The organism is Desulfobacter vibrioformis DSM 8776 (genome assembly GCF_000745975.1).
Classification (GTDB): domain Bacteria; phylum Desulfobacterota; class Desulfobacteria; order Desulfobacterales; family Desulfobacteraceae; genus Desulfobacter; species Desulfobacter vibrioformis.
In genome coordinates, this window is sequence record NZ_JQKJ01000019.1 from 88,364 (window position 1) to 103,721 (window position 15,358).

20 protein-coding genes are annotated in these 15,358 nt (G+C 47.9%); 11 read left to right on the plus strand and 9 right to left on the minus strand.

Annotation, left to right across the window (positions count from 1 at the left end; all coding sequences use genetic code 11):
- Positions 1–61: 61 nt before the first annotated feature.
- From Q366_RS13075 to Q366_RS13090, 4 genes are all read left to right on the plus strand, one after another.
- Positions 62–1,306: a saccharopine dehydrogenase family protein gene (locus tag Q366_RS13075; RefSeq protein ID WP_245619961.1), complete on the plus strand. Its 1,245-nt coding sequence runs from the start codon at positions 62–64 to the stop codon at positions 1,304–1,306.
- Between the two features lie 80 nt (positions 1,307–1,386).
- Positions 1,387–2,223, plus strand: coding sequence for a hydroxyethylthiazole kinase (gene thiM / locus Q366_RS13080; protein ID WP_035239635.1), 837 nt, complete (start codon positions 1,387–1,389; stop codon positions 2,221–2,223).
- Positions 2,224–2,226: 3 nt separating this feature from the next.
- Positions 2,227–2,544, plus strand: coding sequence for a thiamine-binding protein (locus Q366_RS13085; protein ID WP_035239637.1), 318 nt, complete (start codon positions 2,227–2,229; stop codon positions 2,542–2,544).
- Positions 2,528–3,229 (plus strand): thiamine phosphate synthase, encoded by a 702-nt coding sequence (locus tag Q366_RS13090; protein WP_035239638.1) that lies wholly within the window; start codon positions 2,528–2,530, stop codon positions 3,227–3,229. Before Q366_RS13085 ends, Q366_RS13090 begins: the two co-directional genes overlap by 17 nt.
- Here Q366_RS13090 and Q366_RS13095 read toward each other — a convergent pair.
- Positions 3,201–3,599 (minus strand): ATP-binding protein, encoded by a 399-nt coding sequence (locus Q366_RS13095; RefSeq protein WP_035239640.1) that lies wholly within the window; start codon positions 3,597–3,599, stop codon positions 3,201–3,203. The two genes, Q366_RS13090 and Q366_RS13095, sit on opposite strands and share 29 nt — an antisense overlap.
- A gap of 201 nt (positions 3,600–3,800) precedes the next feature.
- Here Q366_RS13095 and Q366_RS13100 point away from each other — a divergent pair, with 201 nt between their 5' ends.
- On the plus strand, positions 3,801–4,529 hold the full coding sequence (locus Q366_RS13100; protein WP_035239641.1) for a Rossmann-like domain-containing protein: 729 nt from the start codon (positions 3,801–3,803) through the stop codon (positions 4,527–4,529).
- Between the two features lie 77 nt (positions 4,530–4,606).
- A complete protein-coding gene (trxC, locus tag Q366_RS13105) occupies positions 4,607–5,053 on the plus strand; it encodes a thioredoxin TrxC (protein WP_035239644.1) in 447 nt (148 codons plus the stop codon).
- 37 nt (positions 5,054–5,090) lie between these two features.
- Here the strand turns inward: trxC and Q366_RS13110 are convergent, their stop codons facing one another.
- The 4 genes from Q366_RS13110 to Q366_RS13125 all read right to left on the minus strand — a co-directional run bounded on the left by Q366_RS13110 (position 5,091) and on the right by Q366_RS13125 (position 6,440).
- Positions 5,091–5,309, minus strand: coding sequence for a type II toxin-antitoxin system Phd/YefM family antitoxin (locus tag Q366_RS13110; protein WP_035239646.1), 219 nt, complete (start codon positions 5,307–5,309; stop codon positions 5,091–5,093).
- Position 5,310: 1 nt separating this feature from the next.
- Entirely contained in the window at positions 5,311–5,535 is a 225-nt protein-coding gene (locus Q366_RS21985; RefSeq protein ID WP_156968174.1) for a type II toxin-antitoxin system VapC family toxin, read from the minus strand.
- Positions 5,536–5,847: 312 nt separating this feature from the next.
- Entirely contained in the window at positions 5,848–6,144 is a 297-nt protein-coding gene (locus Q366_RS13120) for a HigA family addiction module antitoxin (protein ID WP_035239648.1), read from the minus strand.
- 14 nt (positions 6,145–6,158) lie between these two features.
- Positions 6,159–6,440, minus strand: coding sequence for a type II toxin-antitoxin system RelE/ParE family toxin (locus Q366_RS13125; RefSeq protein ID WP_035239650.1), 282 nt, complete (start codon positions 6,438–6,440; stop codon positions 6,159–6,161).
- Between the two features lie 547 nt (positions 6,441–6,987).
- Between Q366_RS13125 and Q366_RS21740 the strand changes: the two genes are divergently transcribed.
- Positions 6,988–7,119, plus strand: a complete 132-nt coding sequence (locus Q366_RS21740; RefSeq protein ID WP_245619962.1) for a DUF2442 domain-containing protein — start codon at positions 6,988–6,990, stop codon at positions 7,117–7,119.
- A 30-nt stretch (positions 7,120–7,149) separates the two neighbouring features.
- On the opposite strand, the gene Q366_RS13135 is transcribed toward Q366_RS21740, so the two are convergent.
- From Q366_RS13135 to Q366_RS13150, 4 genes are read right to left on the minus strand one after another with little or no spacing between them, the layout of a single operon-like run.
- A complete protein-coding gene (locus Q366_RS13135; protein ID WP_035239652.1) occupies positions 7,150–7,629 on the minus strand; it encodes a type II secretion system protein in 480 nt (159 codons plus the stop codon).
- Positions 7,619–9,235 (minus strand): polymer-forming cytoskeletal protein, encoded by a 1,617-nt coding sequence (locus tag Q366_RS20395; RefSeq protein WP_051958039.1) that lies wholly within the window; start codon positions 9,233–9,235, stop codon positions 7,619–7,621. Before Q366_RS20395 ends, Q366_RS13135 begins: the two co-directional genes overlap by 11 nt.
- Positions 9,232–9,690, minus strand: coding sequence for a PulJ/GspJ family protein (locus Q366_RS13145; RefSeq protein ID WP_035239655.1), 459 nt, complete (start codon positions 9,688–9,690; stop codon positions 9,232–9,234). Before Q366_RS13145 ends, Q366_RS20395 begins: the two co-directional genes overlap by 4 nt.
- Positions 9,687–10,181 (minus strand): pilus assembly FimT family protein, encoded by a 495-nt coding sequence (locus Q366_RS13150; RefSeq protein WP_156968175.1) that lies wholly within the window; start codon positions 10,179–10,181, stop codon positions 9,687–9,689. The genes Q366_RS13145 and Q366_RS13150 overlap by 4 nt, the downstream gene beginning before the upstream one ends.
- A 278-nt stretch (positions 10,182–10,459) precedes the next feature.
- Between Q366_RS13150 and Q366_RS13155 the strand changes: the two genes are divergently transcribed.
- The 4 genes from Q366_RS13155 (at position 10,460) to Q366_RS13170 (ending at position 15,108) form a co-directional block, all read left to right on the plus strand.
- Positions 10,460–10,699: an addiction module protein gene (locus Q366_RS13155; protein ID WP_035239660.1), complete on the plus strand. Its 240-nt coding sequence runs from the start codon at positions 10,460–10,462 to the stop codon at positions 10,697–10,699.
- A gap of 40 nt (positions 10,700–10,739) precedes the next feature.
- The gene (locus Q366_RS13160) at positions 10,740–12,641 is read left to right on the plus strand and encodes a cache domain-containing protein (RefSeq protein ID WP_035239661.1); all 1,902 of its coding nucleotides are present in this window, start codon (positions 10,740–10,742) and stop codon (positions 12,639–12,641) included.
- Positions 12,638–13,303 carry a response regulator transcription factor gene (locus tag Q366_RS13165; RefSeq protein ID WP_035239664.1) on the plus strand — a complete coding sequence of 222 codons (666 nt, stop codon included), beginning with the start codon at positions 12,638–12,640 and terminating at the stop codon, positions 13,301–13,303. The genes Q366_RS13160 and Q366_RS13165 overlap by 4 nt, the downstream gene beginning before the upstream one ends.
- Before the next feature lie 194 nt (positions 13,304–13,497).
- A complete protein-coding gene (locus tag Q366_RS13170; protein WP_035239666.1) occupies positions 13,498–15,108 on the plus strand; it encodes an acyl--CoA ligase family protein in 1,611 nt (536 codons plus the stop codon).
- Positions 15,109–15,358: the final 250 nt, after the last annotated feature.

A 15,358-nucleotide genomic window follows, 5' to 3' on the forward strand; every position in this document is an offset into this window, starting at 1 on the left:
ATGGCATACGTTTTATTTAGGTGGGGGTGAGAACCATCCTCTTGGTTAAGGAAAGGAAATAATGATGAAAAAAAACGTGATGATTATCGGTGCAGGTGGCGTGTCCAATGTTGTTGCCCATAAGTGCGCACAAAATAATGATGTTCTTGGAAATATTGTCATTGCATCAAGAACAAAGTCAAAATGTGATAAAATCATAAACAGTATTGAGCGCAAGGGCAGCAGAAAGAGTCCGGCGTATTCCATCACAGGGTATCACCTGGATGCCATGGATGTTCCGGCCACGGAAAAACTGATTAAACAGACCGCAACCGCCATTGTCATCAATGTCGGCACTGCATTTATAAACATGAGCGTATTGCAGGCCTGCATCAATACAGGTGCGGCCTACATGGATACAGCCATTCATGAAGAGCCGGATAAAATCTGCGAAACCCCGCCCTGGTATGCCAATTATGAATGGAAACGCCTTGAAGAGTGTCAAAAAAAAGGGATAACAGCCATTCTGGGGGTGGGGTTTGATCCAGGGGTTGTCAATGCCTATGCCGCCTATGCGGACAGATATATTTTCGACACCATTGACACCATTGATATTATGGATGTAAACGCGGGGCACCACGGGGAATATTTTGCGACCAATTTCGACCCTGAGATCAACTTCCGGGAGTTTACCGGCGGGGTATGGACCTATATCGACCGGCAATGGGTAAAAAAGCAGATGTTTGAAGTAAAGCAGGTCTACAATTTCCCGGTTGTCGGGGAAATGCCCATATATCTGAACGGCCACGATGAGATTCACTCTCTTTCCAAAAATATTGATGCAAATTCCATCCGGTTCTGGATGGGATTCGGGAATCATTATATTAATGTGTTCACCGTGCTGAAGAATATCGGCCTGCTCTCGGAGCAACCTGTTACCACGGCAGAAGGCCTGTCAGTTGTCCCGTTGAAAGTGGTCAAGGCATGTTTACCGGATCCGGTATCCCTTGCGCCCAAATATACCGGCAAAACCTGTATCGCAGACTGGATACAAGGCTGTGTCAATGGTCATAATGAAGAAGTGCTGCTTTATAATATCTGTGATCATGAAGCCTGTTATAAAGAAGTCGAAAGCCAGGCCATTGCATATACTGCCGGGGTTCCTCCTGCGGCGGCCGCAATGCTGATTGCCACCGGAGAATGGGATTGTAAAGAGATGAAAAATGTTGAGGAGCTGGACCCGGCGCCATTTCTGAAGATATTGAACAAAATAGGACTTCCAACCAGAATGATAAAGGGCGGGGAAGATCAACCGCTCTCTTTGTAGAATTAGCTCATACTCGATGTTCAAGTTTTTTTAATAGAGTGAACTTAATCTGGAGAATACCAGCGGAAGAAGTAATATAAATGAGTATAAAAAAAAAGATTCAAACCCAAATAATTCATGCCGTTGAAACCGTAAAACAGACCAATCCCATGGCAGGATCTGTCACCAACACGGTGACCATCAATTTTGTCGCCAATGCCCAGCTTGCCGTGGGCGGTTCGGCAGCCATGGTCTATATGCCTGATGAAGCCCAATTTTTGGCCCGGGCAGGTGGTGCCGCATACATAAACCTGGGCACCATTGAACCGGTCTATGAAAAGACCTTGCCCGGCATGGCAAAGATTCTGCACAACAGCGGGAAACCATGGGTTCTGGACCCTGTGGCCATCGGCATCGGCGACCTTCGCACCCGGATTTTGCTGACATTTAAAGACTATAAACCAAGTATAATCCGTGGGAATGCCTCGGAAATTATGGCCCTGGCCGGGTTATGGGGGCTGGATGGCGGCACAGAAACGTCCAATGTCCGGGGGGTGGATTCCCAGGATCCGGTAAGCGCGGCCAGGGATGCGGCTGTGGCCCTGGCCAGATGGACCGGCGGGGCTGTGGCAGTATCGGGCAGACAGGATTTAATTACCAATGGGTCTATCACAGCCTTTTCCCATGGCGGCTCGCACTTTATGGAAAAAATCACCGGATCAGGCTGCTCTCTGGGCGGCGTCATGGCTGTCTATGCCACTGCGGCATCCGGGTTTATCGCCGCATTGACAGGCACGGCAATTTATAATCTGGCCGGTCGCCGCGCCGCTGAAAAAACAGATGGCCCGGCAAGCTTTCAGGTTCACTTTCTTGACGAATTGTATAAAGCAAAACCAACGGAAATTGCAGATAACCCGTTTGACATTGAGGAGGTTTAAGAGATGAATACATTGGTTTCAGTTGCCATATCACCCAGCGGCACCGGAGATGAACTGAGCCGGGAGGTTGCACAGGTCATAAAAATCATCAGGGCGTCAGGCCTTAAAAATCGTACGAATTCCATGTTCACGGAGATCGAAGGCCCGTGGGATGAGGTAATGAAGGTTGTAAAGGACGCAGCATTTGTACTGGCCGGCAAAGGCATCCGTACGGGCGTTGTTTTGAAAGCCGATATCCGGCCCGGATTTACAGACATGATGACGTCCAAGGTTGATAAAGTGAATGGCATTTTGGGAGGCCCGGATGAGCATACGGCATAAACTGGATATTTCAGCATATTTTGTGGTGGGACCGGAGAATACCAAGGGCCGTCCTGTTGGGCCCATGATCCGGGATGCAGTGGACGCCGGCTTCACATGCGTGCAAATCCGGTCAAAAACAGCGTCGGCCAGACAATTGATCGAATTAACCGGCCAGGCAGCCGAGGTCATCGCCCAGGCCGGCAAATCCGGCATTGTGGCCCTGTTGGTAAATGACCGCCTTGACGTGGTCCTGGCGGCAAAAAAACAAGGCATACACGTTGACGGCATCCATGTGGGCCAGTCTGATATCCCCGTGGACGTCTGCCGGGAATATCTAGGTCCTGATGCCATTGTCGGCTTATCCGCCAGGACCCATGAATTGTTCGAGTACATAAAAAATGCAGATGTCAGCCTGATTGACTATTTTGGCGCAGGCCCCCTGCATGAAACAAAAACCAAACCCGACTCCGGGCTGGATGTGGACGGAAAAAGAATTACAAGAAGTATTGCCGATATTACAACCCTTGCCCAACTCAGTTCAATTCCTGTTGTGGTTGGCGGCGGCGTCAAACTTGCTGACATACCGGGGCTTGCCCAAACAGGGGTTGACGGTTTTTTCGTTGTATCTGCGATATCCCAGGCCGATGATCCCGGGCATGAAGCCGCAAACCTGGTTAAAACCTGGAACCGCCATAAGCGGTAACAAGCCGTTCAAACACGAAGAAACAGGTCTTAAATAATTTGCCCATTTTGCTATATCCGGGAGCGCCGGCGTCCCGCCCGCGCTCCCAGGTTAAGTTATTGGGCAGGTGTCCGGGATTGATCAGCTCAATCCGATCTGAAAAGATAAATACCCGGACAGGGGCTGAAATAAAATAATCCCTATGGACCAGGGCATTCACCAGCAGTTCTTCGAAGACAATGCGGAAAATTTCCGGTACCCCCGGACTATTGACACCCTGTTCACCCTGAAGGTATTTTATGTTGGCCAGAATAAAACCCATGGTCTGCTGGAAAATGTCAGACATCTTTCCGGTTATGTCCCGGCTGTCGATATAGGTTTGGGTTGTCATTGTTTTCCCGGGAAACGCCCCGGCTTTGACAATAAATGGCTACCGCATTCGTAATCATAAGAGATACAAACAGGTCCCGGCAATGTCAAAGAAAAGGTCATTATAGCGGACATTTGGTTGTTTTCAATATGGGTTTAAGGCAGTATAGTTGAAAGTCGGATTTTTTGAAGGGCCGGAAAACGAAAATAAAGGAAATAACATATGAATATCAACGACATTTACATTCAACTGAAAGACGCCCTGAAATCGGAAATTGTCGCCCACAACCTGGCAGACAAAAGAGTTGACATCAAATGCAAGCCCCTGACCGTCAAAGAGGCCATCGGCACCCCGGATCATGATGACTACCCCATTGTCAAAGGCAGAGAGGTGATGATGGAAGCAACGTTTGACGGGGCTTCGGGCCAGTCTTTCACGGACGAATATACGGATATCTCTTTATCCGTGGGCGGACTGCTTGACACAGATCACACAAAAACCAGTGAACGGGCCATTTTCATTGCAGGGCTCAATGCGGTGTACAGATCGTTACAGCTTTGTGAAAAAACAGTGCATTGCAAGGACAAGGAGCCTGTAGAGTGCGCCCAAAACCTGATTAAGCAGCCGCAGTTTTCAGGGGAAAAAATTCTTCTGGTTGGGCTTCAGCCAAGATTTCTGGAATATCTTGCCGGGCAGAACACGGTGCGGGTCCTGGATCTTGACCCGGACAACGTGGGCACGGAAAAGTTTGGTGTGCGCATAGAATCAGGGGAAGAGTTCAAGGAAGGCATTGACTGGTGCGACATGGTATTTGCCACCGGGTCCACCATTGTGAACGGCAGCATAACCCATTTTTTAAACTGCGGAAAACCTGCCGTATTTTTCGGGGTAACCATCAGCGCCCCGGCCAAAATTCTGGGGCTTTCAAGCTATTGCCATTGCGGGCGGTGAGGCTGTATGTCCGGAGGACCGGTCTGATGTTCTCATTTTTTACAGGATAAAACCATCAAAAACAGGGGATAAAAAATATGGATGAGAATCAATTGATTATTCGGTGTACAAAATGCGGGGCAAAAAACCGGGTGCCTGAAAACAGGATTTCCGAACGCCCCAAATGCGGCAAGTGCGGAACAACCCTGGGCCTTGAAATTTTTGATGCGCCCGTGAATGTCACGGATAACGACTTTCACCGGGAGGTCATGCAGTCATCCCTTCCGGTGCTGGTGGACTGCTGGGCCCCCTGGTGCGGACCCTGCCGGGCCGTAGCCCCTGTTCTGGACGACCTGGCAAAAACGTACAAAGGGCGTCTTAAAATTGCCAAGGTCAATGTGGACGAAAACCCGGGTACCGGCTCAAAATACCGGATTCAGAGCATTCCCACCATGCTTTTTGTAAAAAACGGAACCCTGGTTGACCAGGTCACAGGGGCATTGCCCAAAGAGGCGTTAGAGGCCCGGATAAGATCATTCATTTGATCCACGCCCTGCCGGAATTTATCCGGCAGGCGCGTTTTTATCTTTCCCTGCCTTCACGAATGATATCGACTATCTCTTTGGATGTAATTTTTGCATTGATAGAAGGGACATTCAAAGGGGATGCGGTTATTTTTTCAGGTGTAAGGGCAAAAGTTTTGCCGTCCTTTCTTCGAATCAGAACTTTACCTGTATTTTCAGCCTGTGCAAGAACAACGGCAAGTTTTTGCCGTGCTTCTGAGTATGTATATACTTGCATTTTAAACCTCTATTATTTTTACGTTTAAACTTTTCGCGGCCAGAATCAGCTCGCGATCCAATGTTAACAAAGGTGCTTTCTGTCTGATGGCGCAATCTAAAAAATAAGCATCATAGGCATACATATTTGTTTGCTTTGAAATTGAAACAGCATTAACAAAATCAGGTTTGATATATCTCAAAGGGATGGTTTCGAATATCAACAACCCTTTTTGTGCTTCGTCCATGGTAAGCCGCTGGCGTTTGAACATCGCCGAAAAAGCGTTGCCTATTTCCCATGGAATAGTGAGTGCGGACCGATTAAAGCGTTTCCCGTTGTCAGATCAATGATTTTATTCCGTTCTGGTTCATCTACAATTACCGCTATTAATGCCGATGTGTCGATTACAATATCCACAGATTAACCTCTTTGTTAATATTATAGACAATAGTATCAATGTGCTGTCAAATTATGGGATAAGGCGGACAGAAATTGTAAATTTGGTAAGCGGCTAAAAAGTTTAGCGCTGCCGCAGCTTATACCACTTGATTTCAAACCATTAGGCATTGACCGGGACAATTCTATCTATGATTGCTGCAAGTGTATCATTGTCCATGGCCATGTCGGTATCATATTCAATCTGAAGCATTACCCAGTATGAAGGGGACAAGCCAAAGTATTTTGAAAGCCGCAGGGATGTGTCTGTGGTAATACTTCTTTTCCCATTGACAATTTCAGATATCCTCATCTGGGAAACGCCGATATCTTTTGCTAATTTATATTGAGTCAGCCCGTAAGGTTTAATGAACTCTTCAAGCAGTATCTCCCCCGGGTGGACGGCAGGTATTTTTTTCATAAGTACCCCCATGTTTAATGATAATCTGTGATTTCGACGTCATACGCATTCTCCTGCTTCCAGGTGAAGCAAATGCGCCATTGCTTATTTATCCTAATACTGTATTGACCCTGTCTATCTCCTGATAGCTTTTCAAGATGATTAGACGGCGGGCTTCTCAAATCATTCAAAGATTCAGACACCTTCAGCATCTTCAATTTTCTGAATGCTGCACGCTGCAGGTCATTTGACCATTTTTTTGAATAGATTCGGTCAAAAACTTTTTGGGTCTCCTTATCCCTAAATGATTTAATCATGCTCAAATTATATAACTTGCAATAGTATTGTCAACCGATAACCAGCAATCCTACATTTGATATACGCTTTAAAACAGGTTGAAATTTATTCCCTCTGATCTCAAACGCAGATTAAGTTAATCTCCAATAATCTTTATTGGTTAATTCACCATGAAGCACATGAAGAATGGACTTCTTCATGTCCTTCATGGTAAAAAATCAAGCCCAGCCGGTAGTTGGAGGATATGAGGATATGAGGATATGAGGATATGGTGGGTACCGCACAATTGTGTGCTGGTCAAAATTATAATTGCTGCATCAAAGCACTGCGCCTTGATATTTTGACGGGGCGAGGATATCTTAAAGCAACTTCAGCATTAATATAAACGGTGAACAACGTGCCGATTATTCTTTTACGCAAATTTCCAGCAAAGGCGGTAACGATAAAAAAATCACACGAAATTAAAAATATAAAGTTTAAGGGTGGCTCTCTGGTTATTACCATTGACGGAGAAATAAATGTTTTGAACTCAAAGCCATATCCCCAGCGCTTGAAAAGGCATCAGCAATGGAGCAATCCTGCTTTGAAATCTCTCCATCCGGCTACGGGATATACTGGCCCCTGATAGACGAAGACCTTTCCATAGATGGCCTGCTTGGGATTGTTCATGCGCCGCAGTGGCGCAAAAAGACTGCATAGCCATGACTATTTCAAAATCTCATTCTAATTTTATCTAGGATAAATTTTTGTACTGAATCTTTTGAAAACGCCGTTGATATCAACATTAAAGCCGATTTCGATACTGGAGATATTGTCATTATTGCCGTCATTATCGAGATCATCCCAGGTAAGTGAAAGCGTGGGGGAACTGATATTATCGAGCAGGGTATAATCGCTGCCATCAACGGAGAGAATAATTGTATCTCCCGAACCAAAGGAAAGGATTCGGGGACCGGGCAGGCTTGTACTATTATTATTGTAGGTAATGTAAACATTGGTTTGGGACTGGAGATAATTTATTTGTCTGAGTTCCAGGCCGATTCGATTCAATGCAATGCTGGTTTTTAATGCTGTTTGGGAATTTGTACGGCTGAAAAGGAAGTTTTTAACCCCTGAATTTAAAAACATAGAAGAAAACAGGCCAATGATCCCCATTAAAACGATTGTCGCTATGATCTCCACAAGGGTAAACCCTGCTTTATTCTTCATACCAGTTGTTCTTTATATAGTTTGAAGGCACCAGAACGACCTTAACATCACTACCAATTGTTAAGTTATTCAAATCTCTTAGATAAAAGGAACCGATGTAACTGCTGTTTCCACTGGAGACGGTCAACTCCTCCCAGGCGTATACGGCGCCGAACCACTGTCCGACCGACCCCATATTGAAGTTACCCATGGTTTCAAGATAGATATGGGCGGAAAGGGATTTGTCTACTGCTGTAGATAATTGGTAATTAATGCCGTCCGTGGATACCCACACCTCAAAACTTGATTGAAAAACCGCATCTCCCACAACAAAAATCTCAATGCCCTCTTCCTCGGTGGCCTCGGAGAGATCAAGATACAGCTTAGTGTTCCAGGACGCATCAATTTCCTTGAAATAGTATTGACCGGGCGACAGGTAGATATCCTTGCAAGCATATTTAGTTTTTAAAACTCCGTATTTACCCGGGGCAAGTGGGGTTCCTGTACCGCAGATGTCTGTTTCACCTGCGGTGAACGGGGTATCCGGTAATTGTAAGGTAGATTCGTAATATTCTTCGGGGTCTTCCGGAACAAGCAGTGGAGGAGATGCGGCATTCTCCAGTATGGAACCCTCAATATCATCTGCCTCCTTGCTGCTGACACTGCCTGCGGCGGTTGCGTTTCCCTTGATGGAGCCCCCCCAGCCAACACTTATATCCCCCCCGGAGTCCACGTTTCCATTGGCGGTTCCACTACTTGTGATTGTTACATTACCGCCTGCGATAATATCTCCACCGACGCTTCCAGTGCCTTCGATGGTGACGCTTCCTCCTGCATTGATCGTTCCAATGACCTTACAGCTGCCAGAGATCACAACATTCCCTGTGGTTGTGATATTCCCGGCGACAATAACATTCCCTGTGAGGATGACATCTCCCTGGGCATCAATGTTCCCGGTAACGTCCGCGGTCCCATCTCCTTTACCTCCTTTGACTTCAACAGCTCCTCCTGAAACAATGTTTCCTTCCACCGTTCCGGCCCCTTCTACCGTTACATTTCCGCCGGCATTCACATCTCCCTTCAGTTTTCCGCTTCCGTTGATTGAAAAGTCATTTGCGGTACTGATGCTTCCCTCCACCTTCGCACTCCCGGAGATGGACATACCAGCCCCTCCGTAAAGCACGTTTGCGGAATCTATTGTCCAGGGATCGGCCCCGGAGTTCCCCGGCAATGGCAAGGTGCTGTCGGAAAGTTTTATGTATGAGCGGGCTGTACCGGTGCCCGAAAAACCTGTGGAGGTGATTGTGTAGGATGAAGTTCCCTGTGTTATATCCAAAGAAAAACCGTTTTCATCCTCCAGCGCATAATCCAAACCACCACCATTGTCTGTAAGTTCGTTGACCGCAGTCGCCTGATCATCTGCACTTCTTATCTTTCCTTTTGCATACCGGATTCCCGCTTCTGCCATGTAGCGAGCCTTGAGGGAATAATTCGGCGTGAAGACCGAAATCGTGGAAGAGGTAAACAAGGAGAACATTCCAGCACCGAGAACCCCTAAAACAACTATGGAGATGATAATGAAAAGCAATGAACTCCCTGTTTCATTTTTAAGATTGTTAATGATCAAAATTTTTCCTTGGGATCTGACGCAGTTCGTGTTTTTGCAAAAATGGTGGTAAGTGTATGGCCGCCGGAATTCACCGTCACCTTCATATAATCGGATTCTGACGGGTTCGTAATGATATTCCCTGCTGCATCAAAATCCACATACTGTGGTTCTTCCACCGCCACGTGAGTTCCTGTACCGTATTCGCCGTTATTGATGCGGTTCTCAATGAGTGCAAGGGCGGTATCCGGATCTGCATTGATCTTTTTTACATAATCGGCAACAATCTCCTCCATCACCGCCTGCCCTGCAACTTCATCCCTGGCGTTTAGCACAGTGCTGCTGCTTTTAGTCAGGGCCGTTCCCCCGAGTTGAACCAGAATCGTTCCAAGAATGGCGCTCAAGACCAGGGTTATGATGATCTCCACAAGGGTGAATCCCCTCTGCCCGATGGAATAAAAGCCGTTTGTTTTCATTGAATAAATCCCGTCTCGGGAATCAGGGTCATGGTTTCGCTTCCCACCGTTATCTGGAGAGGGTTAACAAGCTTGGCATTTGTGTTCTCATCGGTGAAGGCGGTGTAGGGAATGCCATAGATGTCGAAAAGAATTTTAAACGGGGTAATTGTTACATCTGAAACCGTTATTTTTACATCCTTTTCACCCGGAAAGGTAAACTGATTGTCTGCATCCTCGGGATCGCTTTTAGCAAAAAACCAGTAAGTGCTGTTTTGGTCGCATGTTATTCCCCAACACTTTTCTCCTTCAACACCATCTCCCCAACTGCTGTTTTTCATTGCCTGGGACTGGACAAAACGAATGCGGTTTTTAAGGGTGTCCGCCGCTGCCATTGAACGTATTGACTGCATATCAGCAAACCGGCTTACTGCAATTGCCGCCAAAATACCGATAATAAAAAGAATGGCAATGACTTCAATTAGAGTAAAACCGCATATATCATTTTTCATAACTGTCTTTCGGAAATAAATCCCGGCCGGATAATAATGCCCGCCCATTTTCATATTGACCAAAAATATTCGATTCAATTGACAATTGCAACCCAAATCCACCGCATCTTTTTCATGATCCGCCACCATACTGCATTTTCACCAAAATCTGTGAAAGGAAATTTTCCTTATTTTAATATCAAAACAGGCCTTCTAATAACGGCCATGGGCTTGTCTCGTTTTTCAATAACGTGTAAATTTGAATATAACCAAGTTAAATTAAATAAGGAAACCTGAATATGCCTACAATATTAGAAGAATTTGAAAATAAGGCCAAAAGTCTGCCGCTAAAAGATCGTGCAGCGTTAATCGAAAGTCTAATTTCCAGCCTTGACGAACTGGATGAAACTGAATGTGAAGAACTCTGGGCCCAAGAAGCGGATAAACGCTATCAAGCGTACAAAGCGGGAACGATAACAAGCAGACCGGCCAAGGCCGTTTTCAGTGATGCTAGAGAGATGTTAAAAGAACTCCGGTGAAAAGAATCCGATTATTGAGGGCGGCGTCCGGGACCATGGCGTGACGCAACTTAAAACAACGCATTTAACAAAAGAGACTAAACAGGGGACATTTTCCAGGATTCGGCTTTTTTTAAGCTCACTTCAAATCCGGTATAAATTTCTCATCAGTTTTGCCTTGATTTTTTTTCTGTCCATGCTTTTGTGCAACCTGTTCATCTATGCTTATGTGCGCAGCAATATTGAGGACCGTATTGAAAGCGAGCTGACCAATACCACGGCCATGATTTACAATATGGTCAATACCTCTGTGAATGTCTCCATTAAAAATCATCTGCGGGCCGTGGCGGAAAAGAATCTGGACATACTGACCGGCCTGTACCGACAAAGCTTGGCCGGTGCCATTTCCCTGGAACAAGCCCGCAAAAGGGCGGCTCAAGTGATTTTAAGCCAGACCATAGGGGCCACGGGCTATCTTTACTGCCTGGACAGCCGCGGGGATGTGGCCGTACACCCGAGAGCCGAACTCATCGGCACCAACGTGGCTGAACACGCCTTTATCCGGCAGATGATGGAAAAAAAGCAGGGATACCTGGAGTATGAATGGAAAAATCCGAATGAAAAACATCCCCGGCCTAAAGCCCTTTACATGGTCCATTTTAAACCCTGGGGCTGGATCATTGCCGCCTCGGCCTACCGGTCTGAATTCATCAGGCTGGTGAATGTCCAGGATTTCAGGCAGAGTATTCTCTCCTTAAAGTTCGGGCAAAGCGGTTATGCCTTTGTCATTGACAAGGACGGCCGGGCCATCATCCATCCGGTTCTGGAGGATATTAATATTTTGCAGACCCCTGAACTGCCCAATCAATATCTCACTGACATGATGCAGCGCAAAAAAGGCCGGTCTGTTTACTACTGGAAAAACCCCGGGGAGACCCGGGCACGCAAAAAACTGGTAATGTTCAATTATATTCCCGAATACCAGTGGATTGTGGCGTCATCATCCTACCTGGATGAGCTTTACCAGCCCCTGAAAACCATCCGCAATGTGTTTTTAGGCATCTCCCTGCTGTTTTTCAGCATCATGCTGGCCGTGACCTTTGGCATCAGCCGGACCATTACCACACCGCTTCGCCAGCTCATGACCCGGTTCAGCACGGCCACGGCAGGAGATTACTCCGCCAGGATGGAGAGCCAGTCCCGGGACGAGGTGGGACAGCTTGCCCGGTATTTTAACCGGTTCATGGACCAGCTTGAAACCACCCACCAGGAGTTAAAGAGGAATATTACCCGGTCCAAAAATCTTGAAAAACAGGTGATGCAGGCCGGGGACCGGGAACGCATGAATATTGGCCAGGAACTTCACGACGATCTTTGTCCCCATCTCATCGGCATTTCAGGGCTGACAGCCGTGATCCGGGAAGATCTTAAATCCAGGCACGACCCCGCCGCAGACCTTGCCCGGAAAATGGGGGAACTCATGGAAGACGCCGTGGAAAAAACCCGGCAGCTTGCCAGGGGCCTTTGCCCGGTCCATCTGGTCAGCCATGGATTCCAGTCTGCCCTGGAAGAGATTGCCGATCAGTTCGCCTATTATTCCGGTATCCGGTTTGAGTGCCATATGGACGAGGGCGTGGATATCCTGCAAGACTCCTGCGCCATTCATCTCTACCATATTGCAAAAGAAGCGGTGAACAACGCGGTTAAACACTCAAACTGCAACCGGATTCATATTGCGTTAACCCGGGATGCGGCTGACAGCCTGATCCATCTGAAGGTGACGGACAACGGTTCCGGTATAAATCCTGATCCTTTTGGCCGGGGCATTGGGTTGCAGATTATGGACTACCGGGCTAAAATTATTGATGCGCAGTTTAACATTGAGACAGGATCCAAAGGAACACAGATCCATGTCATTTTGAATTCGCCGGTTCCGGAAAAAAAGGAGCGTGCCCCGGCATGATGAAGACCCGTCAAAAATCCCGCATAGTCATTGTGGATGACCACCCCATTTTCTGTCTGGGCATGAGCGAACTGATCAACCGGGAACCGGATTTGACGGTGGTAGCCTGTCCGGATACGGCGGACAGGGCCCGGCAGATCATTGAACAGGATATGCCTGATCTGATGATTGTGGATATTTCCCTGGCCCAAAGCAACGGCATTGAGCTGGTAGCTGAACTGCGCGGCAAATGCCCGGATCTGCCCATTCTGGTGTTGTCCATGTATGATGATTCAATGTATGCGGAACGGGCGTTGATGGCCGGTGCCAGGGGGTATGTGATGAAACAGCGGGCCATTGCCCAGGTGGTGGAGGCGGTGCGACAGGTCCTGGCCGGGCACATCTATGCCAGTGATAAAACCAAGGAAAAACTGCTCAACCGGATGATTTCCAGAAAGCCTTCTGCCGTGGGTTTCAGTTTGGAAACCCTCACCAACCGGGAATTTGAGGTGTTCCGCCTCATGGGCGAGGGCATGGACTCAAAGGAAATTGCGGCAAGACTGAATCTGAGCATGAAAACCGTGGGGACCCACCGGGAAAATATCAAGGAAAAGCTTCAGCTCAAACATTATACGGAACTTGTCAAGGCTGCCGTACACTGGGTTTATGAAATGAAAAAATAGCGTTAAATCCTCTGCCGGCCGGGCTGTCCGGTGATTGTAAAACCCAGGCAAAAAAACCTGTAGGTTTTAAACCTAGTTGGCTTCAGATCACCGGCCATAAAAATATGAGGCCATTACCGATTGAACCATTAAAAGATTCGTTGTTAATGACACATGGAAACATTTATCATATTAATAACAAGGAGAACCCTGTCATGTCGGAAAGAAGCGTGAATTACGAAATTTTAAGCCCCACCAATTTTCTTGATAGAAGCGTAAAAGTCTATCCGGAAAAAACCGCAGTCATCTATGGGGACAAAACCTTTACCTGGGCAGGATTCCAGGAACGGGTATTTCGACTGGCCAATGGCCTGAAAGCCTGTGGTGTTGGCCGGGGTGACAAGGTCGCCTTTGTCTGCCCCAATACCCCGCCCATGCTGGAAGCCCATTATGCCGTACCGTTGCTGGGGGCGGCTCTTGTTTCCATCAATATCCGGCTGTCTGCCAATGAAATGTCCTATATCATCAATCATTCCGACGCCAAAGTTGTGGTGGCGGACAATGAATTCGGCAAGGTGCTGTCCAAGGTCGTGCCCGAACTCACCGCAGTGAAGACCTTTGTCAATATCTGCGACATTGACGATTCCATGCCCCTGGACGGACCGGAATATGAACGTTTTCTGGCGGACAGCCCGGATGATCCGGTTTCCCTTGCCATTGAAGATGAACGGGAAATCCTTGCCTTGAATTATACCTCCGGCACCACAGGCCTGCCAAAGGGCGTGATGTACCACCACCGGGGCGCTTATCTCAATTCGCTGGGCGAGCTTCTGGAGTTTAAAATCGACCGGGACAGCAAATATCTATGGACCCTGCCCATGTTCCATTGCAACGGGTGGTGTTTTACCTGGGCCATCACCGCCATGGGGGCCACCCATGTCTGCCTGAGAAAGGTGGACCCCGTTGAAATCTACCGGATTATCGCCGATGTGGGTGTCACCCATCTGTGTGCAGCGCCCACTATCCTCATCGGCATGTCTGTTTTTGCCAAGGAAAACGCTGTCCAACTCTCCCGCCGCCTGGAAATCATGACTGCCGGCGCCCCGCCTGCCCCCATGGTGATCCAGAACATGGAACATATCGGGGCCAACATCACCCAGACCTATGGCTTGACCGAAGTGTTTGGTCCGCACTCCGTATGCCAGTGGCAGGACAAATGGGATGACCTTTCACCCATGGCCAGGGCCGGCATCAAAGCCCGCCAGGGCGTACCCTATATTGTGGCCGAGCACATGGATGTGGTGGACGCCGTGACCATGGAACCGGTGCCAAGGGACGGTACCACCATGGGGGAAATTGTCATGCGGGGAAACAACGTCATGCTGGGGTATTATAAGGATGCGGAGGCCAGTACCGAGGCCTTCAGGGGCGGATGGTTCCACTCCGGAGACCTGGCGGTTATGCACCCGGACAACTATGTGCAGATCATGGACCGCAAAAAAGACATCATTATCTCAGGCGGTGAAAATATCTCCACCGTTGAAATCGAAAATGTGCTGTACGCCCATCCGGATGTGCTGGAAGTGGCAGTAATCTCGGTACCCGACGAAAAGTGGGGAGAGGTGCCCAAGGCTTTTATTTTACCACGGGCCGGAGCCAATCCGGATCCAGCCCAGATTATTGCGTACTGCAAGGAAAAGCTGGCCCGGTTCAAGGCACCCAAGTATATTGAATTCGGTCCTTTGCCCAAAACCGCCACAGGCAAGTTGCAGAAGTTCAAACTGCGGGAAAAGGAATGGGCGGGCCACGACCGCATGGTTAACTAATATTTGAGCGAAAAGCCACCCATCTGCGCCTTGCATCCAGGCACCTTTGTAGACATTCGCCCCTCTAACGAGCTCCCATGGCAGCAACGTCAGGTGACGTAAAAATAAAAAAGCCCTGATCAAGAAAATTCTTGATCAGGGCTTTCAAAAAAGACCCGGCAGCGTTCTACTCTCCCACACAGTCTCCCATGCAGTACCAGCGACGCTAAAGACCAGAAACATATAATCAGGACTTCCGTGTTCGAGATGG

What these genes read in the sequence shown, in the direction of transcription:
- trxC (WP_035239644.1), top strand. Translation starts at nt 4,607, where the DNA reads ATGGATGAGAATCAATTGATTATTCGGTGTACAAAATGCGGGGCAAAA.
- Q366_RS13110 (WP_035239646.1), bottom strand. Translation starts at nt 5,309, where the DNA reads ATGCAAGTATATACATACTCAGAAGCACGGCAAAAACTTGCCGTTGTT.
- Q366_RS13100 (WP_035239641.1), top strand. Translation starts at nt 3,801, where the DNA reads ATGAATATCAACGACATTTACATTCAACTGAAAGACGCCCTGAAATCG.
- Q366_RS13095 (WP_035239640.1), bottom strand. Translation starts at nt 3,599, where the DNA reads ATGACAACCCAAACCTATATCGACAGCCGGGACATAACCGGAAAGATG.
- Q366_RS13120 (WP_035239648.1), bottom strand. Translation starts at nt 6,144, where the DNA reads ATGAAAAAAATACCTGCCGTCCACCCGGGGGAGATACTGCTTGAAGAG.
- thiM (WP_035239635.1), top strand. Translation starts at nt 1,387, where the DNA reads ATGAGTATAAAAAAAAAGATTCAAACCCAAATAATTCATGCCGTTGAA.
- Q366_RS13155 (WP_035239660.1), top strand. Translation starts at nt 10,460, where the DNA reads ATGCCTACAATATTAGAAGAATTTGAAAATAAGGCCAAAAGTCTGCCG.
- Q366_RS13090 (WP_035239638.1), top strand. Translation starts at nt 2,528, where the DNA reads ATGAGCATACGGCATAAACTGGATATTTCAGCATATTTTGTGGTGGGA.
- Q366_RS13150 (WP_156968175.1), bottom strand. Translation starts at nt 10,181, where the DNA reads ATGAAAAATGATATATGCGGTTTTACTCTAATTGAAGTCATTGCCATT.
- Q366_RS13075 (WP_245619961.1), top strand. Translation starts at nt 62, where the DNA reads ATGATGAAAAAAAACGTGATGATTATCGGTGCAGGTGGCGTGTCCAAT.
- Q366_RS13165 (WP_035239664.1), top strand. Translation starts at nt 12,638, where the DNA reads ATGATGAAGACCCGTCAAAAATCCCGCATAGTCATTGTGGATGACCAC.
- Q366_RS21985 (WP_156968174.1), bottom strand. Translation starts at nt 5,535, where the DNA reads ATGGACGAAGCACAAAAAGGGTTGTTGATATTCGAAACCATCCCTTTG.
- Q366_RS13145 (WP_035239655.1), bottom strand. Translation starts at nt 9,690, where the DNA reads ATGAAAACAAACGGCTTTTATTCCATCGGGCAGAGGGGATTCACCCTT.
- Q366_RS13085 (WP_035239637.1), top strand. Translation starts at nt 2,227, where the DNA reads ATGAATACATTGGTTTCAGTTGCCATATCACCCAGCGGCACCGGAGAT.
- Q366_RS13170 (WP_035239666.1), top strand. Translation starts at nt 13,498, where the DNA reads ATGTCGGAAAGAAGCGTGAATTACGAAATTTTAAGCCCCACCAATTTT.
- Q366_RS21740 (WP_245619962.1), top strand. Translation starts at nt 6,988, where the DNA reads ATGGAGCAATCCTGCTTTGAAATCTCTCCATCCGGCTACGGGATATAC.
- Q366_RS13125 (WP_035239650.1), bottom strand. Translation starts at nt 6,440, where the DNA reads ATGATTAAATCATTTAGGGATAAGGAGACCCAAAAAGTTTTTGACCGA.
- Q366_RS13135 (WP_035239652.1), bottom strand. Translation starts at nt 7,629, where the DNA reads ATGAAGAATAAAGCAGGGTTTACCCTTGTGGAGATCATAGCGACAATC.